This is a genomic window from Coleofasciculus sp. (assembly GCF_046539235.1).
Taxonomy (GTDB): domain Bacteria; phylum Cyanobacteriota; class Cyanobacteriia; order Cyanobacteriales; family Coleofasciculaceae; genus Coleofasciculus.
Genome location: NZ_JBKHHI010000088.1, coordinates 1 through 18,691, shown reverse-complemented (window position 1 = coordinate 18,691; position 18,691 = coordinate 1). Strand labels below are relative to the sequence as shown.

General features: G+C 47.4%; 9 protein-coding genes and 1 pseudogene. 8 read left to right on the top strand and 2 right to left on the bottom strand.

Going from position 1 to position 18,691, the window contains the following annotated elements; translation table 11 throughout:
- The 5 genes from ACLFWI_RS10490 to ACLFWI_RS10470 form a co-directional block, all read left to right on the top strand.
- A partial coding sequence (locus ACLFWI_RS10490) for a DUF6603 domain-containing protein (RefSeq protein WP_446412901.1) occupies positions 1–1,349 on the top strand: 1,349 nt, incomplete at its 5' end.
- 31 nt (positions 1,350–1,380) lie between these two features.
- On the top strand, positions 1,381–3,540 hold the full coding sequence (locus ACLFWI_RS10485; protein WP_446412900.1) for a hypothetical protein: 2,160 nt from the start codon (positions 1,381–1,383) through the stop codon (positions 3,538–3,540).
- Between the two features lie 1,351 nt (positions 3,541–4,891).
- Positions 4,892–8,035: a hypothetical protein gene (locus tag ACLFWI_RS10480; RefSeq protein WP_446412899.1), complete on the top strand. Its 3,144-nt coding sequence runs from the start codon at positions 4,892–4,894 to the stop codon at positions 8,033–8,035.
- 157 nt (positions 8,036–8,192) lie between these two features.
- Positions 8,193–10,481 carry a tetratricopeptide repeat protein gene (locus tag ACLFWI_RS10475; protein ID WP_446412898.1) on the top strand — a complete coding sequence of 763 codons (2,289 nt, stop codon included), beginning with the start codon at positions 8,193–8,195 and terminating at the stop codon, positions 10,479–10,481.
- Positions 10,482–10,658: 177 nt separating this feature from the next.
- The gene (locus ACLFWI_RS10470; RefSeq protein WP_446412897.1) at positions 10,659–12,023 is read left to right on the top strand and encodes a glycosyl hydrolase family 8; all 1,365 of its coding nucleotides are present in this window, start codon (positions 10,659–10,661) and stop codon (positions 12,021–12,023) included.
- A 206-nt stretch (positions 12,024–12,229) separates the two neighbouring features.
- Here ACLFWI_RS10470 and ACLFWI_RS10465 read toward each other — a convergent pair whose 3' ends face one another.
- The gene (locus tag ACLFWI_RS10465; RefSeq protein ID WP_446412896.1) at positions 12,230–12,388 is read right to left on the bottom strand and encodes a hypothetical protein; all 159 of its coding nucleotides are present in this window, start codon (positions 12,386–12,388) and stop codon (positions 12,230–12,232) included.
- A 57-nt stretch (positions 12,389–12,445) separates the two neighbouring features.
- Between ACLFWI_RS10465 and ACLFWI_RS10460 the strand changes: the two genes are divergently transcribed.
- Together ACLFWI_RS10460 and ACLFWI_RS10455 are read left to right on the top strand one after the other, a co-directional pair.
- Positions 12,446–15,019: a cellulose biosynthesis cyclic di-GMP-binding regulatory protein BcsB gene (locus ACLFWI_RS10460; protein WP_446412895.1), complete on the top strand. Its 2,574-nt coding sequence runs from the start codon at positions 12,446–12,448 to the stop codon at positions 15,017–15,019.
- 97 nt (positions 15,020–15,116) lie between these two features.
- Complete coding sequence (locus ACLFWI_RS10455; RefSeq protein WP_446412894.1) at positions 15,117–17,741, top strand: glycosyltransferase family 2 protein; 2,625 nt, start codon at positions 15,117–15,119, stop codon at positions 17,739–17,741.
- A gap of 97 nt (positions 17,742–17,838) precedes the next feature.
- Here ACLFWI_RS10455 and ACLFWI_RS10450 read toward each other — a convergent pair.
- Positions 17,839–18,285 (bottom strand): annotated as a pseudogene (locus ACLFWI_RS10450) (CHAT domain-containing protein); the annotation flags it as partial.
- Between the two features lie 215 nt (positions 18,286–18,500).
- Here ACLFWI_RS10450 and ACLFWI_RS10445 point away from each other — a divergent pair.
- On the top strand, positions 18,501–18,691 hold a 191-nt coding region (locus ACLFWI_RS10445; protein ID WP_446412893.1), incomplete at its 3' end, for a hypothetical protein.

The following is an 18,691-nucleotide window of genomic DNA, read 5'->3' as shown; positions in this document are numbered from 1 at the left end:
CAGAAGCCGGACAAACCCCCCTCGCCGAAGTCCAACTCGCCCTCAAAGCCACCTTCATCCCCGCCGACGGCATCCTGCAAGTCCAGGCACAACTCACCCCCAACTCCTACCTCTTCTCCCGCAACTGCCACCTCACCGGCGGCTTCGCCTTCTACACCTGGTTCAGCAACAACCCCCATACCGGCGACTTTATCCTCACCCTTGGCGGCTACCATCCCAACTATCAAATCCCCACCCATTACCCCCAAGTCCCCCGCCTCGGCTTCAACTGGCAAGTCGATAACCACCTCACCCTCAAAGGCGACGCCTACTACGCCCTCACCCCTTCAGCCCTCATGGCAGGCGGACACCTACAAGCCACCTGGGAAAGCAGCAACATCAAAGCCTGGTTCAACGCCGGTGCCGACTTCCTCATCGCCTGGAAACCCTACCACTACCAAGCCCACATCTACGTCGATATCGGCGCAACCTATCAATCATTCCTCGGTCCGATTACCGTCGATGTCGGTGCCGACTTGCAAATCTGGGGACCCGAATTCTCCGGCAAAGCCCAAATCCACTACTGGATTATCTCCGTCGAAGTCAGCTTCGGCAACCGTACCTCCCAACAACCCCAACCCATCGACTGGAACACCTTCAAAAACTCCTTCTTACCCCACGACGACCAAATTTGCAGCATCACCGTCAAAGACGGCTTAGTCACAAAACCCACTCAAAACAAATCCGACTTAGGAGTCATCAATCCCAAACACTTCTCCCTAATTACCAACTCCGTCATCCCCTCAAAACAAGCCAATCTCAGAAGCCAAAACCAACCCGTCAGCTTCAGCGAAGCCAATACCAACTTCGGCATCGGTTCAATGGATATCAAATCCAACCAACTGACCTCCATCCACACCATCACCATCAAAAAAGATGGGCAACTCCTCCAAGAAGACCACTTTGACTATATCCCCATCTATAAAAATGTCCCCACCGGATTATGGGGTGAATCCCTAAAACCCGACTTAAATCAAAACGGATTTATCAAGCAAACCCTATCCGGCTTTGAAATCAAACCCAAAAACCAACCCGAAAGCGGTCATACCCAAGCCATTAACCGTAAAGACTTGCAATATGAAATCGAACCCCCGAATGACGCCTATAAATGGCTCAACTTCCAACCCTTTACCGCCGAAACCCTAGATGATAAAGCTAGACGAGAAAAAATCAAAACCAGCATCGAGCAAAACCCCGCCAGAAATAACGTATTAGCCGCCCTAGGCTTCGATAAGCCAACAATAGAAACAATTAAACCCAATCCCTCACTTGCCGATAACTTTTTAGTCGCCCCCAAAGTTGGGGCATAACCCAACTAACCCCAAAACCCAATTCCTTAAAATGCCAACCGAACTAGATACCCCTACCCCCGATAAAATCGAGTTTCTCAAACACCATAAACCCCCCTTACAAGTTGGGGAATACGAAATTACCGTTACCCAAGAAATTAACGGACAACCCAACCCAATCATTACTCAAACGAGTCAACCATTTAGTGAAAAATTTACCACAACCAAAACCTTTTATGTCACCGGAGAACGCTTCCAGTTAAAACCCACCGACATCCACGCCGTCTTCCCCCCAGCAGGTAGCCTCGGCGAACACGCCAACGCCCTCCCCCACATCATCCTCAACCGCAGTACCCTCCCTTGGGAACGAAACGCAGAACCCTCTAAGGATACTTCTAAGGATAATTTACCCTGGTTAGCCCTCCTGCTGTTCGATGAAGCGGAAAAGCCAACCCAAAACATTTTGACGTTAAACGAACTCAAAAATAATTCTAATAATACAAGAAAATTCCCTCTGATAAAATTGGAAACTGGACAACACGATGAAGATAAAGTAACCGTTATTGATGTTAACAAAAAAACGTTAACACAACTATTACCCACTAAAGATGATTTAATATATTTATCCCATGTACGTCAGGAATTGTCATTTCGACTTGCTCTTCCCTGGGATGCAAATTTTTTCAATGACTTAGAAAAACACAATATCCCAACAACCATTAATCAAGCCCTTGCCAGAGAGAATATATTATTCTCGCAAAATACAATAATTTCGAGTAAAAACAAAGACAATAAAGAAGAAAATAAAAGTTGGTTAATAACCGACAATGGCAATAATAAAGTATACAAATTTTTACATAATTCAGATAATAACAAACTAGAAATTTACCAAATAATCAATGAATTAGCTGTTATTATCAGCAACAGACTCCCCAAAAAAGGAGGAATTAGCACCGTCCACCTCGTTTCTCTAGAAGGACGCTATACCAGCAGTGGGTTTGACTATCAAAAAGCAGATAAGGACGATGATTTAATAGATAAGGACGATGATTTAATCCGCCTAGTCAGCCTAAAAAGCTGGAGTTTTGCCTGTATCGATCACAAGCAAAGCTTTAAAGGATTACTCAATCATCTCAACCGAGAACCCAGTACCTTAAGACTCCCTAAAAATGACAATCCAGACGCCGAAAACTACCTAGCCATGGGTTACGTCCCCCTCCCTCATTCCCTACGACAAGGAGACAAAACCATCTCCTGGTATCACAGTCCCCTCATTCCCGGAGAAAACACCACCCCCCTAACCCACCCCATCCGCACCGCTGACGAACTCCTCCGCTACAACCCCGCTAACGGACTGTTCGACATCTCCTACGCCGCCGCCTGGGAACTAGGACGCCTCCTCGCCTTACAAAGCAAAGACTTCTCCATCAAACTCTACCACTGGAAGCGCAGCCACGCCCAACGCTGTTGTCAGGAAAAACAGCAACACGATTGTTCCCACTTACCCCGACAAAAGCAAGCAGCAGCGATATCCGATACCGTAAACATACCCGACGCGATCGCCTCCTGGCTCAACAACCTGAGTCTCCTCAAAGGCGTCCCCTTCAACTACCTAGTCCCCGACGAAACAATGCTCCCCCCAGAATCCATCCGGTTCTTCTGGGTAGACTCCCTGTGGATAGAATCCCTCCTCGATGGTGCCTTTAGCATTGGTCGCATCACCCAATCCGACTGTGAACGCGATCGCAGCCATGTACAAAACCCCTCCGCCAACCCCTACAAAAAAGTCACCGGCTTCTTACTCCGTTCAGCCGTAGTAGCAGGCTGGCCCGGTTTATTAGTCGAGGGTTACGATGATATAACGGCTAACAATACACTTAAACTGCTACGTATGGAGCGCCTATCCGCCAACGTATTGATCTGTTTATTTGACGGAGAAGTGAAAGCGGTAGATATTCACCAAAAGCCCGAAACCCTGCACTTTGGACTCGACTCTGATGATGGTAACACTACCTTTTACAAACAACTGAGAGATAGCACAGGAAAGAAAAATGGTAAAAAAATTGACTCTCTTCCCTGGAGTGATAAAGACAAGAGAGTACTTAATATCACCCAGTTGGCTCACACCATTCAACAGAACTCAACTTCTGCCAAATTCGCCTTAGAAATGATTGAAAGCGTGGAGAGGGTCAGATTCACCATCACTAGCTAGTTAAGGGCTGCTGAATAAGTGTTGTGGTGAGGGGGAGCAGGGGGGAGCAGGGGGAACAGGGGAAGCAATGTAGCGCGTCTGGGAGCAGGGGAAGTAGAGATACTTTTGTTACCAAGTTCGAGAAGGAAACGCCTCGGTTGAGGCTATACCTAAGTGGTCGGACAAAAGAAAACAGCACCTTACTAAGTTTTGTAAACAAGCCTCAAACCCTTACAAAGGACGAATGACGTAGCTTGCTTCTCGCGATAGCGAGTTCTTCACCGTTCACGTTAATTGTGTCCACCTACTTACCTTAGCCCCTAATTGACTGTTTTCCCTAGTTTAGATGTAAAACCCGCCCTTTTTTTGACTGTGAAATTTTTCCTTCCATTAACGAAAAATATCCTCAATCTCCCCCCTCTGACTCCTGTTTATTATTCTTTCATCAGCGAATATTTACCACTAGAGTAAATCGATACTTTAGCTGTCAAGGTCTTCCCGGCTTTCAATCGTTACAGTCTGTACCCCCTTGGCAAATTCTTTCAATATGTTAAAACTGAGAAGTTAAGGGGTAGTTGTAGAGGAATGCTCACTTGCAACTCCAATTCCCCAAAGGTTATGGAGGCTCTCTCAACAGACGTATTAAACTAGATATGGGCTGGTGATTCATCCCACGCTGAATGAAAAATTACAGCGTAGGTAACCTATCGCCAGATTAGCTAAAAATTATTCAGAGGTGCAATTTTTGCTCTAAGAGCAAAAAATCCGTGAAAATACGGACTACGAAATGAGTACCCATTCGCTAAAGTCAAAGTATCTGCATCTGTTATTGTGCTGCACCCGCCAACACCGTTAGCTGATTGAACCTTTGAGCAAAGGAGGTTGATGAGAACGCGATCGCTGTTTCGGCAACGAGCGCAGGAATAGTCACTCAAGGCTTCGGGCGATCAATGCCTTGTACCTTTGGGTTAAATTACTAGGGGACGGATTCAGGCTTTGCCCAAACCGTTCTATTTGCAGCTAAACGTTTCTCGAATTAACTCCCTTGAATTGTTTAGTCAACTATCATTGACTCGGCAAAATTTCCGGGTGAGGATTAGTTCGTAGGTGAACAGTTGCGCCAAGAGTACCCTAAAAAATAGGGTGGGAATTGACCTGTCAATTTTCTGGAATTCAGACGTAACCGAGTGGTTTTAGCTAAAGCAGGTGGATGTTTATAACCAAAAAGCGTCACTGGCTATCCTCCATTATCTATAAGACAAGATTCAACCTTCATTCAACCAAAGTTATAAGAATCGCCAAGGACTAATTCCTTTGCTAAAGTGGCGACAGGGTGCAGGGCAAACATCAATCGGTCAAACGAACTCCGGTAATGAACTTAATAGTCCCTGATTCTCAACGATTCGGCTTGCTTAAGCCGCTGCTATGGATTAATCTGCTTAGTATTGGATCACTTATCGTTTTCTGGACGCTAGGATTACTTGAAATTAAACCCGCTCAGGCGACTCTACCTGACTCAGAAGTCGCCAATCGGCAAGGTATTGGAGAAGAAAAACCGTCCGGTGATTTCCAATTATCTCTGCATCAAGCCACTCCCTTGCATAAACCGGGTTCTGAGCTAAACCAACATCCCAATCCAGCGTCCATCTCTGCCCCAAGGGTGGAGCATGGCTCAAGACGAGATACTCCTCTATCGACAAGCCTGAATCCTCACCCTTCAGTCGTAGCCGTTGAACCCAATGCTATGGCGGCGAAAACCGATGAAACCCTTGACCAAATCGTTCCAGCAAGACAGGAGGAACGACAAAATAACGACAATAGTTCCGCCCCCATCGATAGGGCAAAAGATCGGGGAACAGGGAGAACAGAAGACGTAGAAACTAGAGCGTATTCCAACCCTATTGCTTCCCCCATCTCCAATCCCCCGATTCAAGCCAGTCTATCAACTCAGTCGGGTTTATCAGAACTAGCTTTAAACTCTGCTCACCAACCCTTAACGATTCAGGAAGAACCGTTTACTCCCGAATTTTCCTCGAATCAGAATTGTCACGATTCAACCACCTGTAACCAACCCCTTGCCATTGAAACCTCAGTCCGGTTTCGGGATACCTTCGACGTAAAGGTGGCGCAGCTTCCAACTCTGTTACAAAATTCATCTCCCCTCCCTGTACCGACAAACTCTATCCCTTTGGGTTCTACGGGATCTAACTCAGAACAGCTTCCTGCCTTTCCCACTCTCATTTCACCGAATGTGCAACCCCAGGGCGTGAATCCCTACAGCCAAACTTGGGGACAGCCCTCTTCCTTTACTCAAACGCCCAATACCATCCCCACGCCCGGTACTGGGGCGGCGATGAGTCCCAACTCCTATACCCAAACCTGGGGACAGTCCCTTTCTGGAACCCAAACGCCTACGGTTATTCCTATGCCCGGTACTGGGGCGGCTATGGGTAACAATCCTTACAATCAACCTGGGGGACAGTTCCTTTATGGAACCCAAACGCCTACGGTTATTCCTATGCCCGGTACTGGAGCGGCTATGGGGAACAATCCTTATAACCAACCTGGAGGACAACCCTCGTATTTTGTCCCCACTCCTAACTTTATTCCTGTGTCAACTCAGGGCTTTCCTGGGGGAGCCAATCCCTACAACCCAGCCGGGGGACAAGTTCCTTATTTGCCTCAAACCGTAATCTTGGTTCCCGTGCAAACCATGGGAATGCCTCTAGGGGGTAATAACTACAATCCAGCCGGGGGACAAGTTCCTTATCTGCCTCAAACCTTTATTCTCGTGCCAGTACAACCCATGGGAGTCCCGATGGGGGCAAATCCTGATAACGTGGGCGGGGGGCAGTTTGCTTACATACCCCAAATGCCCCAATTTGGGTCAATGCCACCCACTCAGACTCCCGTTGGGTTTAATCCCTATAACCCCGGTGCAGGACAGTTTTCCTATTTCCCCCAAAATCAAGCTGCTCAACCTGTACCGATTAACCAAAATCCGCAAAATTTTAATGGCTATAATCCAGGTGTAGGACAGTTTTCCTATCTACCACAAAATCAAGCTCCCTTACCCGCACCCGTTAACCCCAATTCCCCAGGTTTTAACGGCTATAACCCAGGGGCGGGACAATTTTATTCCTTACCGCAAAATCAAGCCCCTTTACCCGCACCCGTTAACCCAAATTCCCAAGGTTTTAACGGCTATAACCCAGGTGTAGGACAGTTTTCCTATCTACCGCAAAATCAAGCTCCCTTACCCGCACCCGTTAACCCAAATTCCCCAAATTTTAATGGCTATAACCCAGGTGTAGGACAGGTTTACGCCCAGCCGCAAACACAAGCCGGATTACCTGCACAGGTTAATCCCAATGTCAATCCATTGAATGGGACGAATTCAGTGGCACAGTCTCCTTTCGCGTCACCCAATCCCGGCGTTGTACCCGGTACTCCTAACCCAAACCTGCCCCCTCCAGTGGCGACTCCGGCTCAAGAGTTTGACCCAACCCAGCCCAATCAACCCTCATCTTCCCTGCTCCGCAGTACAGCATTGCGAGATCCCACCTTACAGTTCCAAGGAAGCTATTTAGTGCAGGGTGATTCCTCTGTGGCGCGGGCGCGGTTGGCTGGCGTCTATCCTCTCACTCCTAAAGCGTTATTTGCTGCCACATTAGATTTAACCAGCGAAGATAGTGGCTTAGCCGATTCTCCCAACCAAGGATTAAACATTAACGAACTGTATTTTGCCACTGCTCCGTTTACTGACTTGCCGAACTTGCGCTTTGTTATCGGTCAATTAGACTTAACCTCTTACTTTGATCGCAATAGCTTTGCTAAAGATGGTGTGACTCATTTCTTTAATCCGGTTTTTCAGACCAATCCAGCCTTAAGTGCCACGGGAATTTCCTCCCGTCCTGGCTTTTTAGTGAATTGGACATTGACCGACAATATTGAAGCTAAAGCGGCGGCGTTTTCATCATCGGCAAGTATTGGTGATTTTGGCTTAGATGGATTTGCTGGAGAAGTGGGTTTGCGCTATGGCAATGGTATTATTCGCGGCACTTATGCCACCGATCGCGACGCGGGTTCAGATACAGGATTTAACGAAATTTTCTCCATCGCACGCGGGGACAATAATTTTGGACTGGAAGCAGATGATCGGGAAGAGGCTTATGGTCTGAATGCTGAATACTTTATCCCTGATTGGAATATGGGAATCTTTGGTCGCTATGGTCGGTATATTAACCGAGAGATTGACGAAGCCGCGACAACCTATAGTTTTGGCGTTAGCTTTGTGGATGTATTTACCCAAAATGATCGCCTAGGATTAGGCTATGGTCAGGAATTATCAAATAATCAAGGAGAAGAAGATCCCGACGTTTTAGAACTATTCTATGATTTCCGATTTTTACCAAATCTCCGTCTAGGATTTACTATCCAGCAACGCAATAATTTATCTGAAACAGATGTCGGTGTGCGCTTAAAAACCGAATTTGATGTGATTCCTAGAGAGTGAAGAGAGTAGGAGGAGTGATCAGTTATCAGTGATCAGTTATCAGTTATCGGGAGGTGGGGAAGACGGGGGAAATGAGGCAAATGACGAATGACAAATGACGAATGACGAATGACGAATGACAAATGACGAATGACGAATGACAAATGACGAATGACAAATGACTAAACTCATTGGATTAGGACTAGCTGGATTAGCTATTAGCGCACCGATGGTGTACACCATCCCGGCTGTTCATGCCCAAACAGTACCCACAGCCGTTCGCCAAGCCTTTTCACTGCTGAGTCAAGGACGAATCCAGGATGCGATCGCGGCATTTGAGGCAGCGGTACGGCGTTATCCGGATTCCTTGGATGCCAAGTTAGGGTTAGCGATCGCTCATCGACGACAGGGGAATCTTCAGCAAGCCTGGGATGCTTATCAACGGGTATTGGCACAAGACCCCACTAATGAATTAGCCTTAAAATCGGTGGGTCTATTTGGGACTTATCGATCAGAATGGCAGGTTCAGGGGATTGAAGCACTCACGACATTGCTGAATCTCAATCCCAACGATATCGAAGCCCGTGGTTTGCGAGCCCAACTCTACGGCTTTCAGCAACGATTTGCTGAAGCTGTGGCGGATTATCAAATTGTCCTACAAGGAAATCCCACACCTGATATTCTGCTGGGGGCGGCGGAAACCTTTACCAATAGTGGGAACCCCGAACGGGGATTGGAACTGTTTAACCGTTACCTGGCGACAGGAGGACAAATTACTGGATATCCCGCCCTGGCTTACGCCCGCGCCTTACGAGAAACCGGGAATCCAACGGCGGCGGTACAAGTTCTAGAAGGACAACTGCGATCGCCTCAACTCCTCTCTGATCCACAATTAGCCATCTTCACCCGAACGGCTTTATCCCAAGCCTATCTCGCCAATCAACAGCCAACTGAAGCGTTAAATGTCTTAACCCCCCTCCAAGGGAATCCCAATGCGACTTTACCCTTAGCACGAGCCTTGAATGAGATTCGCAATCAAACGGGTAACCAAGCCCTAACCCAACAAGTCGCGAATTTGTATCGTCAGGCGCTGGATCAAACCCCCAATCCCGAACCCAAACTCTTGCGGGAAATTGCTGATGTATTTGCTGGGTTACCCAACCAACAGCAAACCGCTCTGAATCTCTATCGACAATTAGTCAGTTTACAACCCAATGACCGTACTCTCTTAGTCAAGCAAGTCGCCTTGGAACGGGAACTCGGTTTAATTTCCGAAGCCGAACTCAAAGCCCGTCTATTAAGCGCCCTGCAACCACTACCCCCTGATCCCAATGAACGCCAACTCATCGCCCAAGCCTTAGCCGGGATTGAACCCCCAGTACCAGAATTATTACCCATTTACACCAGTCTCATCCAATCCGGTGTCAACGTTCCCTTCTTAAATTTCCGCATCGCCCAGATTTTGTTGGACAATAATAATCTAGCTGGGGCTAGACAGGCGTTAGCCGCTTATGCAGCTACCCCCGCAGGCGCTGAGGACTTAGCCCCCCAATTGTTAGCCGCAGAAATTGAGCGTCAGGAAGGGAACTTAGAAGCCAGCGCCCAGCGTTATCAAGCCTTAATTGCCAGTAATCCAGACGAACAAGATATTCTCAATGCGGCGATACGAGGGCTGGCGAATGTGCGGCTACAACAAAATCGTCCCACGGAAGCCCTAGCTGTATTTGATCAGTTAATTGCCCGTAATCCCCAGGACACAACACTGCAACTGGCGCGTGCCAACCTAGCATACCAGGCGGATCTGATTTCGGAATCCCAAGCCCAAGCGGTTCTCAATTACTGGTTACAAACTCAACCCGCCACCAGTACGCCGCCAGAGTTATTTACTCTAGTGGGAGCATTACCGCCATCTTCCCAACGCGAGGCACTTTATAACAGACTGCTTCAGCTTGAGCCAACGAATTTGCCTGTCCAAATTCGCTCAATTCAGCTTATCGCCCAACGCAGTCCAGAACAAGCCAGAGTTAGAGTCGCCCAATTAGTCGCCCGTGATCCCACCAATATCCGCAACTACTTTTTACAAGGGGAAATTGGTCAAGCGATTGATGATTTAGAACTAGCTGAACAAGCCTATCAGTTAATTTTATCCGCACAACCAGCTAATCAAGAGGCATTATCCGCCCTAGCTGGCGTTCGATTTCAACAACGACGATTGGATGAAGCCAGAAATCTTTATTCCCAAGCCTTAGCCCTTGACCCGAATGATCAAGGAATTCGTCGGGCAATGATTGGTCTTAAACGGGTTCAAGATGATCAACTAGAAGCCTTAACGGATTTGGAAGCGATGCAAGTCGAACAACTTCAACAAGGAGGAACGTTAGATCCAGAATTATCGAATCAAATGCAACAAATTCAGGAAGACTTTTTACAACGACGAGGATTTCAACCCCCATGGGAACGGTTCTAGTGTGCGTGTCTGTAGGGGGAGATGGGGAAGATGGGAAAATTGTAGGGGCGGGTTTCACTACTATCGTTTTTTGCCCATCCTAATGTCACTAAACCCGCCCTGTCTAAATGACAAATGACAAATGACAAATGACAAATGACAAATGACAAATGACAAATGACGAATGACAAATGACAAATGACGAATGACAAAGGACAAAGGACAAATCACTGGGTTCGTAGTAGCCACTTTAGTGGCAGAAGCGCTAAAGCGCTGACTACAAGCATGACTACAAGCGCTATGTTACTGCTGCTGAGTCTCACCAGTTGTGTGTCGATAAAATTCTCCGAACCTGAACCGCCGGAAGCCTCGGTTTCCCCTTCTCCCTCTCCAGTAACGGCTTCCCCCGTGGCTGATTTTCCCACTTTATCCACATCTACCGCTATCCAGGATATACTCGAACAAAGCTGGGTCATCTACAGACAACAATTCATTCAAGAGGATGGACGAGTAATCGACTACGAAGCGAGCGATCGCTCCACCTCAGAAGGGCAAGCCTACGCTATGCTCAGGGCTGTATTGATTAATGACCCAACCACATTTGACCTCACCTTAGAGTGGGCAGAAGATAACCTGCATCGACTCACAGAAACAGGCGAACCTGAAGACAACCTTTGGGTTTGGCTTTGGGGTCAAGATGATGAGGGCAATTGGGGTGCCATTGATCGAAATTTTGCCAGCGATGCTGATATTGATGCAATTACCGCATTAATTTGGGCATACCGCCGCTGGAATCGCCCGGACTATCTAGAGTTAGCGCGAATCAAGCTGCGCGATTTGTGGGAATACTCCACCATCGCTGGACCCGATGGCAAACGTTATCTCCTTCCTGGACCCAAGGAAGCCTTTGTCCCGTCGCCATCGACTATTTATCTCAATCCCTCCTATCTCGCCCCGTATGCGTTTCGCCTGTTTGCTCAGGTTGATCCCGAACGAGACTGGCTGAGTTTAGTAGACAGTAGCTACTACGTCTTGGAAAACTCCTCTGAAGTTTCGGCGGTGGGGTTACCGAGTGACTGGATTGCTTTGGATTTACAGACCAATCAATTTCAATCTATACCCCCCCAAAGCAAACTGAAAAGCGTCTATAGCTTTGATGCGTACCGCGTCTGGTGGCGAGTCGCTTGGGATGCCGAATGGTTTCAATCAACGGAGGCACTTAATTATCTGAAAACAGCAACCCAATACCTTGAAGATCAATGGCAATCGTCCTCTCGCTTGCCTGCTCGAATTAACCTCGATGGAGAATCTTTGGTCAAATACGATGCCACCTCCCAATATGCCATGCTTTACCCAGCTATGCGCTTAATCAATCCGGCTATAGCTGAACAAATATTACAGCGTAAAATTATACCCCAATACAATCAGGGAATTTGGGATGATGAATCTGCCTACTATACCCAAAACTTAGCCTGGATCGCCCTAGTATCACCTGACCTGGTAAAGAATTCGCAATTTTTTCAATCCCAGCAGCAGTTTTCCAGAAACGCAATAAGGGAATGATACAGAGGTCGATAACGTCTGTCAAGGCTTGAAACCGTCAAAAATTTATTCGTAACCCCGAATAATCGCATCTTATATCAGGGTGGCATCGAGTCGAATACCGATTCAGAGGGCTAGAAAAATGTCACCACCGTTTCTACAAATGACCGGGTTCAGTCAACCTGTTACTCGTTGGACTGAAGCGGGAATGCTATCTACAAACAGTCCTAATTTGGGCGGGTTCCGTTGATAAATGATGTTCCTTGCCATCGTTTAGAGAAGCCTGTCCGTTTGGCACAAGTCGGTTGGGTAGAGCGATAGCCAAACCCAACAGCACAAATTGGCTCGTTTAAACATCCCCGCATTCCAGATAGTTGGAATCGCATAATTCAGTTTCCAAGCAATACTAACTGGGCATTTCCATCAACAGTAAGAGTTCTCCTATGAAACGCCTGTTTCGTCACTCCCAATCTCCAAATCCTTCCACCCATCGCGGACGTCAGCGCTCCACCCGTGTATCTACAGGAACGCGACTCGGATTGTTGCTTCTGTGTAGCGTTTTAGTCGTCGGGCTGGTGCTCACTACCAACTTTGCCGTCGCTCAAAGCGACAGTAGCCTGCAAGAGCAGGAAGATCAGTTAATTCGCGAATATACCCTACCCACCACGCCCCAAAAGGAACCTGTTTACAAACCCGCTCCGGCGGCTCCTCCGAAAAAATCATCGCCAACACGCAAGCGAACAACGCCTGCACCTAGTCAACCGCCGCCGCAGAGCCAACCCACTCGTTCAGCGCCGACATCAACCGAACCCGAAGAACCTGCACCCGCACGTCGTTCTCCTGCACCCTCCTCACCTGCTCGCGAGGAAGAAACGGCAGAGGCTGAACCCCTACCCACAGGCGAGTACGTCCTGCAATTCAATCGCTCTCCCATCGTCGGCAACCGCTTCCGCTTCCGAGGTGTGTATTCTGAAGCTCGACTCGGTTTTACCCGTCCCCGGGGCTGGAAAATCCAAGGGGCTAAAGCCCTAATTCGTTTCCAGCATTCACCCGCCCTGATTGCCAAAGACTCCAATCTCACAGTCCGAGTGAATGGCACGAGTGTGGGTTCAGTCCCCCTCAACCGCCAACAATCGGAAGTGGGCAGCGTCCTCTTCAACGTCCCATCCCGACTGATTCAGGACTATAACGAACTGGCGATTGTCGCCCGACAAAGTAATGACGAAAAATGTAGCGATCCGGGTGACCCCACGCTTTGGACAGAAGTGTTGCCGGATTCCGAGTTACAGTTTGAATATCAACCCCAACCGATTCCGCTCAACTTTAGCCGCTATCCCTATCCTTTCTTTGACGACCTCAGTTTAGATACAAATCGCATTGTTTATCTCCTGCCCAAGGTCAACGACACCTGGTTAACCGCCGCCCCTCGCTTTCAAGCTGCGTTAGGCAGAATAGCTGAATTCCGTCCCATTGATACAGAAATCATCAACGATTTAGAGGATGTAGAGTGGGGTCAACGGTTGGTCGTCATTGGCACACCCGCTGAACAACCTGGGTTAGAGGATTTGGATTTGCCCTTTAGTATCAGTGGCAACCAAATTTTAGATGGAAACCAAGTCGCTTTACCCAGTGACGTGGGTATCTTAATGATGACCACCACCTTAGATGGGGCGGTTCCCGTTTTAGTGGTGACCGGCAATGGGGCTGACGGTGTTGCCAAAGCTGCCCAGTTTTTAGTCCAGCCCGATAGCCGTAAATTCGGCACGGGTCAAGCTGTATTAGTGGATAGCCTGAAAACAGTAGACACTCCATCACTCCGGGATTGGCCCGGTTATTTACCGGAAAAAAATTCCTTTACTCTCAGCGAAATTAAAACCACAGAAAACGGTGATCCGTTCCAAGACATCACGGTACGTGGGTCAGCGGCACCCCCGATTCTAATTGATTTTCACGCTTTGCCGGATGACCAATTTACGCGGGGGAGTTCTATGACCCTGCGTTATAGCTATAGTCCACAAATCAATCCCCGTACCTCGGCGGTAGAAGTCTTACTGGATGGCACGTTTATCGGTGGGGCGCGATTGACCTCAGAAGACGGCGCTAGCCGAAAACGATTAAAAGTGGATTTGCCCCCTCATTTAATCAAGCCCGATTCCCAACTGGAAGTAGCATTCCGACTCAATCCCAGAGAACCGGGTGTATGTGGTAAAGTCACCGACCAACAATTGACAGGAACCCTCCATGCAGACACTAGCTTCAACCTGAACCGCCAACAATCGGTACAACTCCCCGATTTAGGACTGTTCCAGGAAGGTTATCCCTTTGCTGCACCCCAGGATTTGTCCAGAACCGCGATTGTGGTGCCGGATTCTCCGAGTAATACGGATTTGCTAACGCTGTTAACGGTTAGCGAACGTCTGGGACGACTGAGTAAGGCAGATTCAGTCAAGTTGGATGCCTATACAACGACAACCTTGCCGGCTGAAGTCCGCCAGGGACACCATTTGGTGGGAATTGGTACCAGAGAGCAATTTCCCTTTCCAGAGGTGTTTGATGGCAGTGGTTTCCGCTTGCGGGATGCTTTTTCTCGCCAGTGGAATCAAGGTAGCATTCAAGCCTTACCGGATAACGAAGGCATGATTAAGGAAATCATGTCGCCAGATAACAAGGAACGGGTGCTATTAGCGCTAACTGCACAGACGGCGAATGGGTTAGAACGAGTGCGGCAGGTGATTAGCAAAGATCCCTGGTTCTTCCAACTCCAGGAAGACACGGTACTGATCAGCAGCAATCAGCAAGATGCGGCTAGCTATGACCCGGATGCCTACACATTGGAATTCTTAGAACGTGCGCCTTCGACGGGTCGGATTGAAAATACCGGACTGTTGAGTAAGGTGTCGCGCTTTATTCAAGACAACTGGTTCTTCTTACCGGCTGGCATTTTTGTCATAGCGCTTTTACTGTACGGAATTTCTCAGTTCTATCTCAAGCGGCTTAGTGATCAAAAGAGTCATTAGTTATTGGTCATTCGTCCTTTGTCATTTGTCCTTTGTCGGTATTAGCTTTCTGCCTTTTTTCCTCTACCTTCTTGTTCACTAATCCCTACCGTTGAATATGTCTTCGTTTTCGTCTAAATTCCAGCGATTTCGTCCTCAACGCCCCTTCGCCACTGACTGGCTAGTTGATGTTCTGCCTCGGTTTTTTGATCGCTCACTAGAACCCATTGGTTTAAGCCATTTGAAATGGCTGGTTCTGTTTCTTCTGGTGATCTCGATTCCCCTAGTCATTACCCCGCTCAAGGTTTGGCAACAGGGGGTTGTCGCCTTTTTACTTTTAGCGATCGGGCAAGTGGTTGTACGAGCGGAAAACCGAGTTTCTGATAAACAAATTAGTGAGTACTACCACTTATTTTTAGTCTGGTTGAGTTTAGTCACCACTGCCCGCTATCTCTACTATCGCCTCAACTATACGCTCAATTTTGATACCTTTCTCAATGGCTTATTTTGTGTACTGCTGTTGATCGCTGAACTGTATGCCATCCTGACGCTAGTTCTGGCGTATGTTCAAACCCTGCATATTCAAGACCGTGAACCTGTCGATTTGTCGGCATATCCGCAAGACCAGTGGCCCAAGGTGGACATCTATATTCCCACCTACAACGAAGACGTGGAAATTGTCCGCAAAACCGCAATTGGAGCGATGGCAATCGACTATCCAGAGGACAAAAAAACGGTGTATGTTTTAGACGATGGTCGAGCCGAGAAATATAAAGCCCGTCGCGAAAGATTGCGGAAAATGTGCGAAGAAGTCGGCTGCATAATGATGACGCGGGATAGTAACGAACATGCCAAGGCAGGGAATATTAATACCGCGTTTCGCCGCACAAAGGGCGAGTTGGTGATGATTCTGGACTGTGACCATATTCCGCTGCGAGATTTTCTCAAAAATACCGCTGGCTTCTTTTTTGATCAAAATGTGGCATTTGTGCAAACACCTCACTGGTTTTTTAACCCCGATCCGTTTGAGCGTAACCTGCGTACAGATGGCAGGATTCCGGTGGGTAATGAACTATTTTATAAAGTACTGCAAAAAGGAAATGACTTTTGGAATGCGGCTTTTTTCTGTGGTTCAGCAGCGGTAATTCGTAAAGAATATGCGCTTCAAGTTGGTGGGATTGCCACAGAAACAGTGACTGAAGATTGTCACACGGCATTCCGACTCCATTCTCTGGGATACAGGTCAATTTACTACGACAAAATCATGATTGCGGGTCTCGCCCCGGAGAACTTTTCCTCTTATGTGGGTCAGCAAGTCCGGTGGGCGCGGGGTATGGCGCAGATTTTGCGGATTGAAAATCCAGTATTCAACCGTAAGCTAAATTTGACGATTCCCCAGCGGATTTGTTACTTCAGTGCCACGTCTCACTTCTTCTATGGCTATCCCCGACTGATTTATGCCCTTGCGCCGACTCTATTCTTATTATTTGGAATCAACCCGATTCAGGGTTTGGGATTAGAAACCTTGGCTTATGCATTCCCCCATATCCTCCTGTCTCTCAATGCCAACTACATTACCTATAAACATGTGCGCTTTTCTTTCTGGAATGAAATCTTTGAATTTGTCATGGCATTCCAGGCGGGATATGTGACAACGATGGCGTTAATTAATCCAAATCTGGGTTCCTTTAACGTCACCGACAAAGACATGACGTTAGTCAAACGGGAATTTAGTTTATCAAACTTTGATTGGCAGTCTGTACGGGGTCTCTTAGGGATTACTGCGTTTGTGGTGCTGGCGTTAGGGTCAGTTCCCTTTTGGTTAATCCTGCGTCCAGAAGATGCAGAAGCGGTTTTGGTTAACGCCTTATGGTGTGTCTTTAATATGGTTCTATTAATGGCAGCCTTACTGGTTGCTTTTGAACAACCCCAAGAACGCACCGCCCACCGCTTACGGCGACGGCTGGGGGCAACAGTTTACAGCTATGATAAAAGTTGGAGTGGCGTGACTCTGGATGTTTCGGAAACCGGAACTCGAATGATCTTAGAAGTCGAAGGTCAACCCAATTTACCCGATGAAATTGAAGTTGAATTAGTGGGTGATTATGGGGCAAGGGTGATTATGGAGGCTCAGATTGTAGTGGCAAAGTCGGTTAATGAGCATCAAATGGAATTGGCGGTTAAGTTTATTAATGTCACCCAAGCCCAGCGAGATAATTTAACCTTGGTGACGTATTCTGACGTGAAGGAATGGTATTCACAAACACGGGAATATGTGGATAAACCGTTGCAGTCCTTAGGATTTTTGGCTACAGGTCTTTTCCGTGCCTTCCAAGAATTCAACTTGGAGAAAGGGGGAGGAAAAATCCGCAAACGGGTGCAAGCTTCAGCTCAATTGTTTTGGGAAGGGGACTTTTATTTGGCAACAGTGACCGCAATTGGAGCGACAAGTTTGCGATTAGAACTCGATGATTCGATTACATCGAATGCTAAATTAATTCAACCTGATAATTTAAAGAAAATGCAGCAAGAAAAACCTTTGGTGGGCTTGTTGTTAAGTCAAGACGCCATGAGCCAATCCCGGGAGCGATTTTTAACCCAAATTCTCTCATTAGAAATTCTGGTTCCGGGGGATAGCAGTAGTTCTTCGCCGAAAAAAATTGCGCTAGAATTAAGTTTCCCTGAGCAATTTAAGGATCGGCAGGCGGCTAAAATTAAGGAGTTGGTCAGAGTATTGCATTGATGATAGCGCTTAGTTTTCACGATATGTGGCGCAATGATGAGTGTAGAGACGTTGCAGGCAACGTCTCTACACTCATCATGCGTCCCTGAAGTTAGCTCTATTTATAAACCGCTAACCCAGCAAACCCTAACTCAGCATCAACATCTCCAAAAGCCGTGCGACAGGCACTTAAAACTAACAACTCAACTTGGGGCGGTTGATGCCAATTCATTTGCCGCATTTGGTGTAATCGTAATTGTTCATCCCCCCAAAGTTGAATATAGGAATGACTCGGATCTCCCGGTTGAAAATCCGCATGGGTAGCCAAGTGGATAATACCAAACGGTTGACACTGAGATTTGAGAGCATTGAGCGTAAACTCTTGATTCAGAAATGATTGCCCAGACGACACCTTTTGAGTAATAATCTCCAGTTCTGTCGGCACAGCATTTAAAGGAGGTAAGGTTTTAAATTGAGACGCTCCCATCGCCAGAACCTGGGCATCTTTGATCGGATTATAACGGGTATTCGTGAGACTGACACTGGGAATCGAACCAATACTATACTTTTCTAGAAGAACTTAGTAGGGTTTTCAAACTAGATGACTTAGAAAAAATTCCGCACAGATCAACTTGAGAGTTGGGTTTCGTCCCTCAACCCAACCGACTGGCTGAATGTCTGCAATCAACAGGTTTTTGTGGATACAGGAACGTTCAGGAAACGTTCTGTTCAATCCCACAGCGTCCAAAATGTGGGATTGTAGGTCATTAGTCTTCGGGTGTGGTCATAAATAAATATGGAGATGGGAGCAGATATAATCACACCCGGTTAAATCAGCCTGGTATCGCTACCACATCATCACCGATGTTTCCCCGGCGCGATCGCTATAGTAGAGACGGATACGCAAGATATATTGAAGTTCTGCTAAAGTTCAGTAAATTTCGCCAATCCAGTTCCACGCCAAGGGTGAA

Coding starts and splice junctions, on each gene's coding strand:
- ACLFWI_RS10480 (WP_446412899.1), top strand. CDS start 4,892: ATGAACTTAATAGTCCCTGATTCTCAACGATTCGGCTTGCTTAAGCCG.
- ACLFWI_RS10485 (WP_446412900.1), top strand. CDS start 1,381: ATGCCAACCGAACTAGATACCCCTACCCCCGATAAAATCGAGTTTCTC.
- ACLFWI_RS10465 (WP_446412896.1), bottom strand. CDS start 12,388: ATGCGATTCCAACTATCTGGAATGCGGGGATGTTTAAACGAGCCAATT.
- ACLFWI_RS10475 (WP_446412898.1), top strand. CDS start 8,193: ATGACTAAACTCATTGGATTAGGACTAGCTGGATTAGCTATTAGCGCA.
- ACLFWI_RS10470 (WP_446412897.1), top strand. CDS start 10,659: ATGACGAATGACAAAGGACAAAGGACAAATCACTGGGTTCGTAGTAGC.
- ACLFWI_RS10455 (WP_446412894.1), top strand. CDS start 15,117: ATGTCTTCGTTTTCGTCTAAATTCCAGCGATTTCGTCCTCAACGCCCC.
- ACLFWI_RS10460 (WP_446412895.1), top strand. CDS start 12,446: ATGAAACGCCTGTTTCGTCACTCCCAATCTCCAAATCCTTCCACCCAT.